Here is a 13931-nt window from a genome sequence, read left to right as displayed (position 1 = left end):
GAGATGGCCGAGGCCGAGCGGCAAGCGGCCGTACGAGCGGAGGCCGAGCGCGCCGCAGCGGCCGAACTGGCCGAGACCGAGCGCCTAGCGGTCGAGCGCGCCGAGCGTGAGCGTCTGGCGGCCGCCGAGCAGGCCGAGGCTGAGCGAGCGCGTGCCGAGTGGCTGGCGGCGGCCGAGCGAATGGCGGCCGAGCAGCGGGTGGCCGAGCGGGCGCGTGCCGAGCGTGAGACGGCAGAGCGCCTGGCCGAGGCCCAGCGTAGGGAGGCTGATCGAAGGGCTCGTGCCGAGGCCCGCGCCGTGCGACAGGCTCGTGGTGAGCAGGCGCAACGAGGCGATCTCACCCCGGCTGAGAAGAGGTCGATCATCCGCGCCGCATACCAGGACGACCCAGGCATCAAGGCGCCTGCCGCGGTCGAGGCGGTGACCGCCCGAGGCGGCCAGATCTCCGAGCAGCGCGCTCGCGCGGTGCTGGCTGAGGTCCGCCAGGAGGCGGCTTCGGCGCTTGCTCAGGTCCGTCCGCTGCGCTCGCACGCCGCGGTGTGACCGCTCGCGTGGGTGCTCGCCCGCCGCTTGCACGAGGTGGACCCGAGCACGACGAAGGAGCCCCCGCCTGGTCCGTAGACCGAGCGGGGGCGTTCGCATCATCCGGGGCGGGGCGGCACTCGCCTCCCACGGAAGCGAGTGAGGGGATCAGCGCAAGAAGCCGAAGGCGACCCTGGCGACTGTCTGGGACGGGCCCCGCGGGTTCACCGGGGGCGGAGGGCACGCACGATGAGGGTGCCGACATAGTCCTGCTCGGGCGCGGGCCCGTGCCAGGCCCGCACCTCCACGAATCCGTGCTCACCAAGGATGCGCGCCCACACGTCAGGCTCGTATGCCCACCGGTACACCCAGCTCTGCGGGCCGGTGAAGCCCGCCCCGTACATGCCCTGCACGCCGTAGGGGCCGGGTACGGCTTCCGCCTGGGAGAAGACGAGCCGGCCGCCCGGCGTGAGCCGCTCGCGGACGCGCGGGAGCAGTTGCTCGGGGTCGGTGAACCAGAACGCGCCGAAGATGCTGTAGATCGCCTGCCAGGTCCGGTCGGTATGGGACAGGAAGTCGAGCACGTCGGCCTGGACGAAGTGGGCGTTGGGCAGGTGGCCCCACATGGCGTGTGCGCCGGCCACTTGGACGGGTGAGAGATCCACGCCGGTGGCGTCGATGCTCTTGGTGGCCAGGGCGGCGACCGCGTGGCCGCGGCCGGAGCCGAGTTCCAGCGCGCTGGCGGGATCGGCGAGCAGTTCGTCGCCAGGGCCGTGGCCCTCGTACTGGGTCCAGCCGAAGGCGTTCTCCAACGCCGCTTCGGGGGTGGCGTCGTGGTCGCTGGCGACGCCGGTGGCGTAGTGGTCCCAGTAGGCGATGCGGTCGGTGATGGGTGGCATGCGCGGCCTTGGGGTAGCGGGGACAGGACGCGCGTCAAGGTAGCGGCCGTGCTGGCGTGATCATCGGGGAATGCAGTGAGCCGTCCGGTATGGCACGAGAAGCCCGTAGCTTCGCGCCGGCGCCAGGCCATACAACGCGAGAAGAGGCCATCGCAATCCGGACCCAGCCGTACACCCGCCAGCAGGCGACCGCGTCCCACACGTGTGACAGCAGAGACCCCCGGGCCTTCCGACTTGCCGCCTGCGCCATCACCTGACGTGCCTCACGAACCCGCCTGGCTCAAGAAGACCGCCTTCACGATCATCATCGGCAGCAGCATCGTCATCGCGTTCTTCCTCGGCCGGGACACCGCCCCGCTCGGCTCCACGCCTGCCCGCCCAGTCGATCCCTGCGCCGAGGTGTACCAGGCATACAAGGACATCCAGGCGAGGACGGACTGGGACTCTTCGGCCATACTGCGGGCCCAAATCCATCTGATCGTCGATCATCCGGACTGCTACGACGCCGAGACGGTGGCGATAGCGAAGGCTGGCCGCGACCTGCCCTTCCAGCCCAATAACTGATGGAACCACGAGAACTTGCGTTGTGGTTATCGCAATGCAGGTGTAGACGCGAAGAAGCGCCCGCCCTCCCGAAAGGGAGAGCAGGCGCTTTCGCACACCCGGGGAGGGGTGGATTACCCCTGAAACAGGGCGATCATCCGAAGATCTGGGTCCCGGGCTTGCCGCCCTCGCGGGAGTCCGCGAAGTTCTTCCAGCACCACACGTTGGTGTCCAGCAGGTGCCCCGAGACTTCGCAGTAGTGGTTGCCCCTGAGGTCGATGCCCTTGCGGTCCTTTCCCGCCCTCACGTTGATGTCGATCCAGACCTTGTCGCCGGGGTTGTACGGGACGCCGAGGCGGAATTGGGCTCTGGTCGGCTTGTTGCCGCTGCACGCGGCACGCCCGTTTCCACTCGTCGTGGTCAGCAGGCAGTAGTCGGCGACGAATCCCGCATCCACGGTAGCGATCATGATGTTGTAGCGGCCTTCCGCAGCCTGCGCCGTGTTCGCCTGTGCCGCCCCGCCGGCCGTGAGGCCGAGCACTCCGATAGCCGCAACTAATGCCGCCTTGGTTCCTTTGCGCATGGGATACCCCTCTTCTGTGGAGGTGACAGCTGTTGACTGGAATTCGTCACGGTAGGGTCGCGATGTCCTCAGACGACACGGCAGTAACCGCTCGCTTTCCGCTCATTCCCCGGCAACCGCTCACTTTCCGCTCACCGGGCGGCATCCCAGCCACGAGCCGAACGGCCCATAGCTCGGCGCCGACGCCAGGCCGCACAACGCGAAGCAGCCCTCCGCCTCTGGCTCGACGACCAGAAGCGGAGGGCTTTCGCACACCCGGGGAGGGGTGGCACTCGCCCACGGGCGAGGGGATCCAGCCCGCAGAGGCAGGCACTGGCCGGGTGTTGAGGTCCCCTGGACCTCTCACCGGCTCCTACCGCCAACAAGGACGGCAGGGCAGTCCCGACACCCGGCCACACCGGGGCCAGACCACGAGATCAGGCTAGCGGTCAGGCCGCCAGGTTGTAGGCACCCTTCGGCTTGCTGGTCTGTCGGATGAACACCGCCACCAGCGAGCCGACCAGCGACATGATGACCGCAGTCTGCTCGGGGGTAGCGTCCCACCCGAATGTCACGGCCGCCGAGATGGCCGCCTGCACGAAGCCTAGGATGGCCGCCTTGATGCTGCCGCCGTTGTCGGCGCTCTTGGTGGACAACGCCACCCACATGCCCGCCGCGGCGATCACAGCCGCGTTCACGCCCGCCACCATCGCATCCGACCACGGCAGCCAGAACGCGGCAGCGAACTGCACCGCTGTGGCCACCAGAGTCGCGTACAGGGCGGGCTCGCCCGTCAGCTCGTTGTTGGACATGAGGTCTCCTTACGGCTTGACCGTGTACCCGTTGTCGAAGTCGTACGCGAACGACTCCGACACGGAGCCGAGCGTGATCCAGGCGGTGTCGCCGCCGTTGCCCCAGATGTGGCCGTTGTAGCCGCACCGGGAGTTCATGTAGACCGCGTGCACCGAACCGGAGGCGGCGGGACGACCCCACCCGCTGTAGGCACGCACCGTGGCCCCGGCCGGCAGCATGACCGACCCGTCCGCGCCCGTCTCGACGCCGGGCAGGCTGCTCACGGTGAAGGTGTTGCACTTGCGGTCGTTGTCGTCGCGGTGGCTCTTGGCCCACTGGTCCTCCACCAGCAACCCCTTCACATTGACCGGTGCGGCGCTGGTGTTCTTGACGTCGACGAACTCCTGGTTACGGTTCCAGCGGGTGTCGGCGCCGTAGGCGTTGTAACCGACCTGCGTGATCGCCAGACCGGGCACGTCCGCAGTCGAGGTGGCCGACGCGACACCGGCCAGGCCGATGGCCAAGACGACGGCGAACAGAGCAGCAGCGCTCTTGAGGATGCGCATGATTGAGGTGTCTCCTCGGGATTGGGAATGCGAAAGGGCGGCCACTCGGGACCGCCCAGGGAGCCGCAAAGGGCTCGTCAGTTCGTCTCATCCACCCAGCCGGTGACCCGGCCGGAGGTCTCATCAGGCTCGTCTACGGGCTCGGAGTACCGCGGCAGGTCCTGCCACGGGAAGTTGCGCAGCCACAGGCCATCGCACATCAGGTGACCTTCGCGGTCCACGCCGCATCCCACGTCCGCTTGTCGACCTTGCCGGTGACAGGGATGCCCTTCTCCTGCTGGAACGCCTGGCACACCCGCTCGTCCGCTTCGCTGTACCAGCCGTCCACGTCAATATGCCAGCCGCGCTTGCGCATCTGCCGCTGCCACACCTTCACCTCGTCGCCCTTGGTCGCCGGCGGCCAGGTGAGGCGGCGCGTCCACTTCGGGATCTCGATCTCGTCGTCCCCGTCGTCGTCGCCCGCCATGGCGTCCCGGACCAGACCGAGGAACACATCCCACGGGAAACCGGTCCCCGGGTCGGTGTGGTCGGTCCGCTTGTAGACGACGGACACGTCAGCGTGGGTAGTGAACCCCTTCTTGCCAGCCTTCAGCTCTGCCCTGGTCAGCTTCCGGACGGGGATCTTGTACAGCTTGCACCAGCCTGCCGCCACAGCCGCGGCCTGCTTCAACATGGACTTGCCGTAAGCGTCCAGCCAGTCGTCGCGCTTCTGCCTGGCGAAACCCGCAAGCTCCATTTGGAGGCCGTCAGCGTTCGCCCCCGGCGCCGCCCACGCAGTGTCCTTGTCGGCCACGCACCGCACCACGCTTGTTGCTGTCCACCGTCACATGGGCGGACGCCTGCCGGGTCATGGTGGCGAACATGCGGGCGCAGTCCTCCGCGGTGCTGCCCTTCTCCGGGAACTCCATGCTGTGGATCACGACCAGCCTTATCGGCGAGATCCTCCCAACGTGGAAATGCCTCGCACGAATCTGCTTCATCCTGGTTCCTCCCAGAGATAGCCCGGAAGGAGCCAAGCCCCTCGTTAACGCCTCGCAGGCGCTCCTTGCTGGATGTAGGCGGCTAGCGCTTCCAGCAGTTCCGGGTCGTCGTTTACGGCCCCTAGGGCCGCATTACAAGTGCCGCACAGAAGGCCGCGAACCCTCCCAGTTGCGTGGCAGTGGTCCACATCCAGGAAGCGCCGAAACTCGACCTGCGGACCCCGGCACACTGCGCAGACGCCGTTCTGCGCCTGGAACATGCGGTCGTAGTCGGCGAGGGTCAACCCATACTGCTTGAGTCGATACCGGCGCTCGGGGTCCTTCCCGTTAGATTCCGAGCGGAATCTGACCACACCACCTCGCGCGGCGGCATACTCAACTCTCCGCTTGGCGTTCCTGCAAGAGCGGCAGAGAGACGAGTGGCGCGGGAATTCCACCTCCGACTCGGACCGGTCGCACCCGATGCAGACCTTCACCTTCGGTTCCTGCGGAGGACGGCTCGCCGCCTTTAGCTCTCGAACTCGCTGATTCTGGCAGGGCTTGCACACGAGGCGTCGGCCACTGCCTTTGCGAGCAAAAGCATCGATGGGGCGCGTTGTCTCGCACTTCCAGCATGTCCATTCGACAGCGTCAACCGGAGGCGCCGGACGACGATTGCGTGGGCGAGCAGCGCGCCTACTGGCATTGACGCAGGACCTACATACGCCGAGGTACCACTTGCCATTCCGTGCAAACGCAACGAGCGGCTGGATCCGTTTGCACCTCTTGCAGGTCCGGGTGGAGACCTCTCCCTTGGCGGCGCTCTCCTTCACTGGACACTCCCAGTGGGCAGGCCGACCGCAGAGGACCTTCGGAGGTAAGCTGCCAGGCCGAGCAGGAGCAGGGGGTCTTCCTTCGCCAGGCCGATCGTCTTGTTGCACCGACGACACAGCAGGCCGCGAACACGGCCGGTCTTATGGCAGTGGTCAACGTCGAGATAGCTTGCGTGCTGCGCCTGGGGCTCGTTGCATGCGGCGCAAACGCCGTTCTGTGCCTCCACGAGAGCATCGAAGTCCTGAGGCCTCAGGCCGTACTTCTTGAGGCTGGCACGTCGACCAGTGCGTTTCTCGTATTTGCGTTGGTAGTCGGCCACAACTTCACGGTTCCGCTGATACCAAGCGCGCTTGGCCGCGTTCATGCAGTCCCGGCAGCGAGGAATCCTCTGGCCCCCGCGCCCTCTTCGGATCCCGAATGCCGTGAGGGGCTTGACTTGCTCGCATCCAGGGCAAAGCTTGGCCGTCTCGGCTTCCTGGCCGGACACGTCTTGGGTACGCTCGCTCATGCGAGCACCTCCTGCATAGGTGGTCGCCTGGCCCCGGGAGTGTTGGAGCACTCGCCGGGGTTTCGAATATCAGTTCATTATCGCAGCTTGAGATCGGCTTGGCAGTGCGTTTGCAGCACGACGAGCCGGATCGGCGCGATACGGCCCTTGTGGTAGTGGCGGGCCTGAATCAGTTTCACGGTGTCCTCCCGATCTCGGTGTCCGCGAGCCGTTGGCGGGCGATGGCGGCGTAGTGGTCGGTGATCTCGATGCCGACGAAGTCGCGGCCCTCGGCGAGCGCCGCGACGCCGGTTGATCCGGATCCGGCGAACGGGTCGAGCACGGTCCCGCCCGGCCGGCAGATGCGGACGAGCTGGCGCAGGACCTCGACGGGCTTCTGCGTGATGTGCCGCCGCTGCTGACCGCGCGGCTGAGAGCCCTCGACAAGACCGGGCAGATAGATCGGAGTGTCGTGCCGTATGGGAGCGCCGTGGCTGCCCCACAGGATGTACTCGCATTCACGGCGGAATCCATCACGCTGGGGTCTACTGATCGTCTTGCGCCAGGGGATGATGCCGCGCCAAGTCCAGCCCGCGGCCTGCAGCGCGTCGCTGGTGGCGGCGGTCTGCCTCCAGTCGCAGAACACTAGGCAGGAAGCGCCGATCTGGGCGGTTCGCAGGCATTCGCTGAGCACGAGGGTGAGCCAGTAGCCGAACGATCGTTGGTCTCGGTTGTCGCCAGCGAAGTTGGCCAGGTCGTGATTGGCGTCCCCGGAAACGTATTTGTTACGGGCGGTCTGTGTGGCGCGTTCGCTGCTGGTTCGGCCGCCGGAGTTGTAGGGCGGGTCGGCGAGTACGAGGTCGATGGATTGGTCGGGGAAGGTGGGCAGGATGGCGAGCGCGTCGCCCTGGTGGAGGGTCCAGGACACCGATTCTCCCTTGGTGGGTCGCGTACACCCTTAGGAGCGGCGCGCGAGCCAGGCCAGCGCTGCCGGTGCTGGCCGACGCCGCGGTGTACGGGCCGCCACCGGAGCGCGGCCGCCGCCAGGTCCTCGCCGGCGAACAGCACTGGCCCGGGCGGCCGACGCTGTGGAAGTGGCCGCGCGCGTTGGCCGGCGAGGTGTTCGTCCCGCCGGTGGGGCGGGGGATCCCGGACTGGGGGAGCTGGCCGTTGGAGGTGCGGCCGCACCTGGTGACGTGGCTGCCGCTGCTGCCCGGGCTCACGCCGCATGGGCTGCGGCACGGGCACCAGACATGGATGGACGACGGCGGGATCAAGAAGGCGCTTAAGGTCGAGCGCATGGGCCACGAAGACGCCAGCATGCAAGGGCGCTACGGCCACCCGACCGAGGGCATGCGCGTCGAGCTGGTGGAGTTGCTGCAGCGGCTGTGGGAGCACGCGGTGGCCGAGCGGTTCAAGATCTACCCGGACTCGGCGATCCCGCTCCTGGACGCCGAGCTGGCGAAGTGGCGGGAGGGGAGGGCGGCCAAGGTCGTCTCCCAGATTTCTCCCACAATGCGAAAAAGAGCCGCTTCCTAGTTCGAAAGCGACTCTTAGATGCTGGTCAACTGGGTGGGGCTACCAGGACTTGAACCTGGGACCTCTTCCTTATCAGGGAAGCGCTCTAACCGACTGAGCTATAGCCCCGCGAGCACAGACCGTATCGCATGCCCATCAGGGAACGCGAACCGGTTGTTCGGACGAGAAAAGCTTACAGCCTTCCGGATGCTGCTTGCGCCGCACTCATCGCAGGAGTGCGGCGCAAGCGAAGCGGCCCGGGACGGCTACTCGGCCTCGCTGAAGGTGACTTCGACGCCGCCCACCAGGTCGGCGGCGACGTTGTAGATGACCGCTCCCAGGGTGGCCAGGGCCGTGATGAGGACCACGTTGACCGCGCCGATGAGCGCCGTGTAGCCCAGGATGCGGACCGGCTCGAACCAGGAGGCGATGTCGATCGGGAGGGACTGCTGGCCCTGCTCGCCCTTGCCGAGCTGGTTGACCAGGTCCACGAGCGAGTCGAACACGCCCAGTGCGGACAGCACGCCGTACAGGACGGCCACCGCCACGAAGAGCACCACGAAGCAGACCAGCGACACCACGAAGCTGAACTTCATGGCGGACCACGGCTCGATGCGGCGCAGGACCAGGTGGGCCTTGCGGGGAAGTCGGGATCCAGACGAGTTTCCGGACTTCTTCTTCGGGAGTTCCACCCGTGGTGGAGCCTCGGAGGTCAGGGACGGGCGGAGGCCGACCATCTCATTGCCGTCCGACGGTGCCTGCCTCTCCTTGGACCTGCCTCGCGCGGGAGCCCCCGCCCCCGCGGAAACCGGCCCGGCGGAAGCAGGACCGGCGGAAGCAGGACCCGCGGGTGAGGAACCCGCGGATGAGGACCCTGCGGGTGCCGACCTCCCGGGGGGCGGGCCCCCTGAAGACGGCCCGCCCGGGGCCGGCCCGGCGGGAGAGGCCCCGGGCTGAGGCGCTCCGGTGGGAGCCGCTCCGCCTGGGCCTCCGGAACCGGGGGCGGGCCCGTTGGGCGCCGCGCCGGTGGGGCCGGGCATCGGGTGCACGGCCGTGGCGTTCTGCTCGTCGGGCTGGTCGAAGCCCTCGGCTTCGCTGGGTTTCTTAGGCTGCTGCTTCCCGTTGTCCCGGGACCCCCTGGTCCTCGGGCCGGCGCTGCCGCCCTGGGCGCTCATGACTTACTCTCCTCCCCCGTCTTCCTCATTGTCCACCGCGGTCTCCAGCGACTCGGCGTTGCGGGCGAGGGCCACCACACTGTCGCCTTCGGCGAGATTCATCAAACGAACTCCCATGGTCTGGCGGCCGGACTGCTTGATCTCGCCGGCACTCGTCCGGATCACCCCACCGGCCGATGTGATCGCGAAGACCTCATCTTCTGGGTTGACCATGACGGCTCCGACCAGCTTGCCACGGGAACTCACGATTTTCGCCGTCAGCACGCCCCTACCACCCCGACCTTGAACCGGATACTGCTCAACTGGAGTTCGCTTGGCGTACCCGGCCTTGGTGGCAATAAGCACATCTTGTCCGTCTGCGATCCTATTCATGGCGAGAAGTTCGTCGCCTTCCAGGAAGCGCATTCCGATGACACCGCTGGTCGCGCGGCCCATCGGGCGCAGCGCCTCGTCGGAGGCGGTGAAGCGGATCGCCTGCGCGCCCTTGGAGACGAGCAGCAGGTCGTCCTCCTCGGAGACCAGGCGGGCGCCGATGACCTCGTCGTCCTCGCGCAGGTTGATCGCGATGAGGCCGCCCGACCTGGGGGAGTCGTACTCGGACAGCCGGGTCTTCTTGACCAGGCCGCTGCGGGTGGCGAGCACGAGGTAGGGGGCGACCTCGTAGTCGCGCAGGTCGAGGACCTCCATGACCGTCTCGTCCGGCTGCATGGCCAGCAGGTTGGCCAGGTGCATGCCACGCGCGTCACGCCCGGAGTCGGGTAGTTCGTACGCCTTGACCCGGTAGACGCGGCCCTTGTTGGTGAAGAACAGCAGCCAGTGGTGGGTCGAGGTGACGAAGAAGTGGTCGACGATGTCGTCCTGGCGCAGCTGCGCGCCTCGCACGCCCTTGCCGCCGCGCTTCTGCGCCCGGTAGAGGTCGGTGCGGGTGCGCTTGGCGTAGCCGCCGCGGGTGATGGTGACGACGATGTCTTCCTCGGCGATGAGGTCCTCGATCGACATGTCGCCGTCGTAGGCGGTGATCTCGGTGCGCCGGTCCTCGCCGAAGCGGGCGACGATCTCGCTGAGCTCGTCGCCGACGATCTGCCGCTGCCGCGTCTCGGAGGCCAGGATGTCCTGGTAGTCGGCGATCTGCGTCATCAACTGCCCGTACTCGTCCTGGATCGCCTGGCGCTCCAGGGCGGCGAGCTTGCGCAGCTGCATGTCGAGGATGGCCTGCGCCTGCACCTCGTCGATCTCCAGCAGCCCCATCAGGCCCTGCTGGGCCGCCGCGGCCGACTCGGAGGCGCGGATGAGGGCGATGACGTCGTCGAGCCGGTCGAGGGCCTTGAGCAGCGCGCGCAGGATGTGGGCGCGCTCCTCGGCCTTGCGCAGGAGGTAGCTCGTACGGCGGACGATGACCTCGATCTGGTGGGTCACGTAGTGCGAGACGAACTGGTCGAGCCGGAGCGTGCGCGGCACCCCGTCGACCAGCGCCAGCATGTTCGCGCCGAACGTGTCCTGCAGCTGGGTGTGCTTGTAGAGGTTGTTGAGCACGACCTTGGCGACGGCGTCGCGCTTGAGCACGATCACCAGGCGCTGGCCGACCCGGGAGGACGACTCCTCGCGCACGTCGGCGATGCCGCTGACCTTGCCCTGCTTCACCAGCTCGGCGATCTTGAGGGCGAGGTTGTCGGGGTTGACCTGGTAGGGCAGCTCGGTGACGACCAGGGCGTGGCGGCCCTTGGTGTCCTCCTCGACCTCGACGACGGCCCGCATGGTGATCGAGCCGCGGCCGGTGCGGTAGGCGTCCTCGATGCCGCGGCGGCCGACGATCAGCGCCTTGGTGGGGAAGTCGGGGCCCTTGACGCGGGCGATGGCCGCCTCAAGCAGTTCTTCGTCGGACGCGTCAGGGTGCTCCAGCGCCCACTTGACGGCCTCGGCCACCTCACGCAGGTTGTGCGGCGGGATGTTGGTGGCCATGCCGACGGCGATGCCGGTGGTGCCGTTGACCAGCAGGTTGGGGAAGCGGGCCGGCAGGACGATCGGCTCCTGGGAGCGCCCGTCGTAGTTGGGCTGGAAGTCGACGGTGTCCTTGTCGATGTCGCGCAGCATCTCCATGGCGATGGGCGCGAGCTTGCACTCGGTGTAGCGCATCGCCGCCGGCGCGTCGTTGCCGGGGGAGCCGAAGTTGCCCTGCCCGTCCACCATCGGGTGGCGCAGCGACCAGGGCTGCGCCAGCCGTACGAGGGTGTCGTAGATCGGGGCGTCGCCGTGGGGGTGGTAGGACCCCATGACGTCGCCGACGACTCGCGAGCACTTGAAGTAGCCCCGGTCAGGTCGGTAGCCGCCGTCGTACATCGCGTAGAGCACGCGGCGGTGCACCGGCTTGAGACCGTCACGCACATCAGGCAGCGCACGCGAGACGATGACCGACATCGCGTAGTCCATGTAACTGCGCTGCATCTCGGTCTGGATGTCGACCGGTTCGATGCGATCCGGCGACGGTGGAGGCGGAGTGTTCACTTCCGTCACGTGTGAAGATCCTTTTCTGATGTACGGCTGTCGCTACACGTCCAGGAAACGGACATCGCGCGCATTTCTGATGATGAACGCCCGGCGCGCCTCGACGTCCTCACCCATCAGCACGCTGAACATCTCGTCGGCCTGGGCGGCGTCGTCGAGAGTGGCCTGCAGCAGGATGCGGGTGTCAGGGTTCATGGTGGTCTCCCACAGCTGGTTGGCGTTCATCTCGCCGAGACCCTTGAAGCGCTGGACCCCGTCGTGGGCGCGGGGGTCGCGCTTGCCGCGGGCGATGCCCTCCTGGATGATCGCGTCACGCTCGCGGTCGGAGTAGGCGTAGGAGGCGTCCTCGCCCTTCCGGTCCCACTTGATCTTGTAGAGCGGGGGCTGCGACAGGTAGACGTGACCGCCCTCGATCAGCGGCCGCATGAACCTGAACAGCAGCGTCAGCAGCAGCGTGGTGATGTGCTGGCCGTCGACGTCGGCGTCGGCCATCAGGATCAGCTTGTTGTAGCGCAGCCTGCCGATGTCGAACTCGTCGTGCACGCCGGTGCCCAGGGCCGTGATCAGCGACTGGACCTCGACGTTCTGCAGGACCTTGTCGACCCTGGCCTTCTCGACGTTGAGGATCTTGCCGCGGATCGGCAGGATCGCCTGGAAGCGCGAGTCGCGGCCGCCCTTGGCCGAGCCGCCGGCCGAGTTGCCCTCGACGATGAACAGCTCGCACTTGGCGGGGTCGTTCCACTGGCAGTCGGCCAGCTTGCCGGGCAGGCCGCTGCCCGACTCCAGCAGCGACTTGCGCCGCGTCAGGTCGCGCGCCTGGCGGGCCGCGATGCGCGCCCTGGCGGCCTGCAGCGACTTGTTGATGATGTCCTTGGCCTCGCCGGGGTTGCGCTCGAACCACGCGCGGAGGTGGTCGTTGCAGGCCTTCTGCACGAACGACTTCGCCTCGGTGTTGCCCAGCTTGGTCTTGGTCTGGCCCTCGAACTGCGGATCGGCCAGCTTGACCGACACGATCGCGGTCAGGCCCTCGCGGACGTCCTCACCGGAGAGGTTGTCGTCCTTGCCCTCCTTGAGGTATTTCTGCTCGCGCGCGTAGCGGTTGACGATCGAGGTCAACGCCGCGCGGAAGCCCTCCTCGTGGGTGCCGCCCTCGGCGGTGTTGATCGTGTTGGCGAAGGTGTAGACCGACTCGCTGTAGGAGTTGTTCCACTGCATGGCGATCTCGACGGCTATGCCCTCGCCGTGCTCCTCGAAGTCGATGACCGACGCGTGCGCCGGGTCCTTCTTGGAGTTGAGGTGGGTGACGAAGTCGGACAGGCCGCCCTCGTAGTGGTATTCGACCTTGATCGGCTCGCCGTTGACGTGGTCGGGACGCTCGTCGGCCAGCGTGATCGTCAGGCCCTTGTTGAGGAAGGCCATCTCCTGGAACCGGCGCGAGAGGGTCTCGAAATTCCACATGGTGGTCTCGAAGATCTCAGGGTCGGCCCAGAACGCGATCGAGGTGCCCGACTCGTCGGTCTCCTCACCCTTGGCCAGCGGCGCGACCGGCTTGGAGTGCTCGTAGCGCTGCCTCCAGAAGTGGCCGTTCTGCTTGACCTCCACCTCCAAGGCCGTCGACAGCGCGTTGACCACGGCCGAGCCGACGCCGTGCAGACCGCCGGAGACCGCGTAGGACTTGCCGTCGAACTTGCCTCCCGCGTGCAGGGTCGTCAGCACGACCTCGACAGCGGAGCGCTTCTCGACGGGGTGAATGCCGGTGGGAATGCCACGGCCGTTGTCGACCACCCGCACGCCGTTGTCGGCGAGCAGCGTGACCTCGATGCGGTCGGCGTGACCGGCCAGGGCCTCGTCCACCGCGTTGTCCACGATCTCCGTGACAAGGTGGTGCAGACCGCGCTCACCGGTCGAGCCGATATACATACCCGGGCGCTTGCGAACCGCCTCAAGCCCTTCGAGTACGGTGATTGAGCTAGCGTCGTAGGACAAGTGCCAAATCCTCCTGCCGCGGACACGCGGCAGGGATGGCGCATCTGCCGGCTGCCCCTGCCGTGCCCGTCACCGTCGTGAGTGCCCCGTTGCGCTGGTCACCCAGGGGAGTCGACGTCGCATGCGCCGGGGGTGACACGCAAGCGGACGTGTCCGGAATCCGCATTCATTCTACCGGCTCTGAGCGCCCAAGGTGGCATTGAACGCGCCTGTAACGGCCTGTCGCTCGTTTTCCCCCCGTTCGAGCCTTCCCCCACGCGGGAGTGGGGTCATCGCGTCTGCGGCTGTCTGATCGGTTTTCGCGGACGTACGCCCCTCGTGAACGGACGTACGCCGCTCGTGAACGTGAACGGACGTACGCACCTCGTGAACGGTGTGCGGCCTGCCCCTGCCGCCGCCCCGTGATCCGTCCTGCCTCTCATCGGCCTGCATCGGCCACCTGGGACGGCGGCCGGGTCACATGGGACTGGCGTCCTGGGCGGCGCGGCAGGGACGCCCAGGGCCGCGCGGACGGGCCTCGGGAAGGGACGGGGGAGAGGGCCGTATGGGAGAGGGCGTACGGACGCCTGGGAGGGGCCACGAGCCA

At 67.5% G+C, this 13931-nt stretch carries 16 protein-coding genes and 1 tRNA gene; 3 read left to right on the top strand and 14 right to left on the bottom strand.

The genetic code is table 11. The annotated features are described in order from the left end of the window. Window positions 1–543 (top strand): hypothetical protein (locus tag DQW85_RS20655; protein ID WP_420819170.1); only part of this gene is annotated, 543 nt, incomplete at its 5' end. Window positions 544–746: 203 nt separating this feature from the next. Here the strand turns inward: DQW85_RS20655 and DQW85_RS20650 are convergent. Next, the gene (locus tag DQW85_RS20650; protein WP_113701930.1) at window positions 747–1421 is read right to left on the bottom strand and encodes a class I SAM-dependent methyltransferase; all 675 of its coding nucleotides are present in this window, start codon (window positions 1419–1421) and stop codon (window positions 747–749) included. 258 nt (window positions 1422–1679) lie between these two features. Between DQW85_RS20650 and DQW85_RS20645 the strand changes: the two genes are divergently transcribed. Then, a complete protein-coding gene (locus DQW85_RS20645) occupies window positions 1680–1985 on the top strand; it encodes a hypothetical protein (RefSeq protein WP_113701929.1) in 306 nt (101 codons plus the stop codon). 133 nt (window positions 1986–2118) lie between these two features. Here the strand turns inward: DQW85_RS20645 and DQW85_RS20640 are convergent, their stop codons facing one another. The 9 genes from DQW85_RS20640 to DQW85_RS20605 all read right to left on the bottom strand — a co-directional run bounded on the left by DQW85_RS20640 (window position 2119) and on the right by DQW85_RS20605 (window position 7092). Next, complete coding sequence (locus DQW85_RS20640; RefSeq protein ID WP_162795161.1) at window positions 2119–2547, bottom strand: hypothetical protein; 429 nt, start codon at window positions 2545–2547, stop codon at window positions 2119–2121. Window positions 2548–2975: 428 nt separating this feature from the next. Beyond that, window positions 2976–3338 (bottom strand): hypothetical protein, encoded by a 363-nt coding sequence (locus tag DQW85_RS20635; protein ID WP_113701927.1) that lies wholly within the window; start codon window positions 3336–3338, stop codon window positions 2976–2978. Window positions 3339–3347: 9 nt separating this feature from the next. Further along, window positions 3348–3884: a hypothetical protein gene (locus DQW85_RS20630; protein WP_113701926.1), complete on the bottom strand. Its 537-nt coding sequence runs from the start codon at window positions 3882–3884 to the stop codon at window positions 3348–3350. A gap of 77 nt (window positions 3885–3961) precedes the next feature. Further along, window positions 3962–4084 carry a hypothetical protein gene (locus DQW85_RS47700; protein WP_275888223.1) on the bottom strand — a complete coding sequence of 41 codons (123 nt, stop codon included), beginning with the start codon at window positions 4082–4084 and terminating at the stop codon, window positions 3962–3964. Further along, window positions 4084–4677, bottom strand: coding sequence for a peptidoglycan recognition protein family protein (locus DQW85_RS20625; protein ID WP_162795160.1), 594 nt, complete (start codon window positions 4675–4677; stop codon window positions 4084–4086). The genes DQW85_RS47700 and DQW85_RS20625 overlap by 1 nt, the downstream gene beginning before the upstream one ends. Beyond that, complete coding sequence (locus DQW85_RS20620; protein ID WP_162795159.1) at window positions 4631–4804, bottom strand: hypothetical protein; 174 nt, start codon at window positions 4802–4804, stop codon at window positions 4631–4633. Before DQW85_RS20620 ends, DQW85_RS20625 begins: the two co-directional genes overlap by 47 nt. Before the next feature lie 104 nt (window positions 4805–4908). Next, on the bottom strand, window positions 4909–5217 hold the full coding sequence (locus DQW85_RS48240) for an endonuclease VII domain-containing protein (RefSeq protein WP_113701923.1): 309 nt from the start codon (window positions 5215–5217) through the stop codon (window positions 4909–4911). Window positions 5218–5672: 455 nt separating this feature from the next. Further along, the gene (locus tag DQW85_RS20610) at window positions 5673–6185 is read right to left on the bottom strand and encodes an endonuclease VII domain-containing protein (protein WP_113701922.1); all 513 of its coding nucleotides are present in this window, start codon (window positions 6183–6185) and stop codon (window positions 5673–5675) included. A 175-nt stretch (window positions 6186–6360) separates the two neighbouring features. Beyond that, a complete protein-coding gene (locus DQW85_RS20605) occupies window positions 6361–7092 on the bottom strand; it encodes a DNA-methyltransferase (RefSeq protein WP_113701921.1) in 732 nt (243 codons plus the stop codon). Between the two features lie 65 nt (window positions 7093–7157). Here DQW85_RS20605 and DQW85_RS20600 point away from each other — a divergent pair, with 65 nt between their 5' ends. Then, complete coding sequence (locus tag DQW85_RS20600; RefSeq protein ID WP_113701920.1) at window positions 7158–7703, top strand: site-specific integrase; 546 nt, start codon at window positions 7158–7160, stop codon at window positions 7701–7703. A 34-nt stretch (window positions 7704–7737) separates the two neighbouring features. Here the strand turns inward: DQW85_RS20600 and DQW85_RS20595 are convergent. The 4 genes from DQW85_RS20595 to gyrB form a co-directional block, all read right to left on the bottom strand. After that, window positions 7738–7811 (bottom strand) — tRNA-Ile (locus DQW85_RS20595). Between the two features lie 137 nt (window positions 7812–7948). Then, complete coding sequence (locus DQW85_RS20590; protein ID WP_338043401.1) at window positions 7949–8374, bottom strand: DUF3566 domain-containing protein; 426 nt, start codon at window positions 8372–8374, stop codon at window positions 7949–7951. Between the two features lie 486 nt (window positions 8375–8860). Then, window positions 8861–11368, bottom strand: coding sequence for a DNA gyrase subunit A (gene gyrA, locus DQW85_RS20585; RefSeq protein ID WP_113701918.1), 2508 nt, complete (start codon window positions 11366–11368; stop codon window positions 8861–8863). A gap of 33 nt (window positions 11369–11401) precedes the next feature. Continuing rightward, window positions 11402–13345 carry a DNA topoisomerase (ATP-hydrolyzing) subunit B gene (gene gyrB / locus DQW85_RS20580; RefSeq protein WP_113701917.1) on the bottom strand — a complete coding sequence of 648 codons (1944 nt, stop codon included), beginning with the start codon at window positions 13343–13345 and terminating at the stop codon, window positions 11402–11404. Between the last annotated feature and the right edge of the window lie 586 nt (window positions 13346–13931).

The organism is Nonomuraea lactucae, assembly GCF_003313395.1.
Taxonomy (GTDB): Bacteria; Actinomycetota; Actinomycetes; order Streptosporangiales; family Streptosporangiaceae; genus Nonomuraea; species Nonomuraea lactucae.
Note: the sequence above shows the minus strand (reverse complement) of the source record. Positions and strands in the feature narration are given on the sequence as shown.

Excerpts from the sequence above, each read along its gene's own strand:
- DQW85_RS47700 (WP_275888223.1), bottom strand. The coding sequence starts at position 4,084 with ATGTGCGATGGCCTGTGGCTGCGCAACTTCCCGTGGCAGGACCTGCCG.
- DQW85_RS20635 (WP_113701927.1), bottom strand. The coding sequence starts at position 3,338 with ATGTCCAACAACGAGCTGACGGGCGAGCCCGCCCTGTACGCGACTCTG.
- DQW85_RS20610 (WP_113701922.1), bottom strand. The coding sequence starts at position 6,185 with ATGAGCGAGCGTACCCAAGACGTGTCCGGCCAGGAAGCCGAGACGGCC.
- DQW85_RS20640 (WP_162795161.1), bottom strand. The coding sequence starts at position 2,547 with ATGCGCAAAGGAACCAAGGCGGCATTAGTTGCGGCTATCGGAGTGCTC.
- DQW85_RS20630 (WP_113701926.1), bottom strand. The coding sequence starts at position 3,884 with ATGCGCATCCTCAAGAGCGCTGCTGCTCTGTTCGCCGTCGTCTTGGCC.
- DQW85_RS20650 (WP_113701930.1), bottom strand. The coding sequence starts at position 1,421 with ATGCCACCCATCACCGACCGCATCGCCTACTGGGACCACTACGCCACC.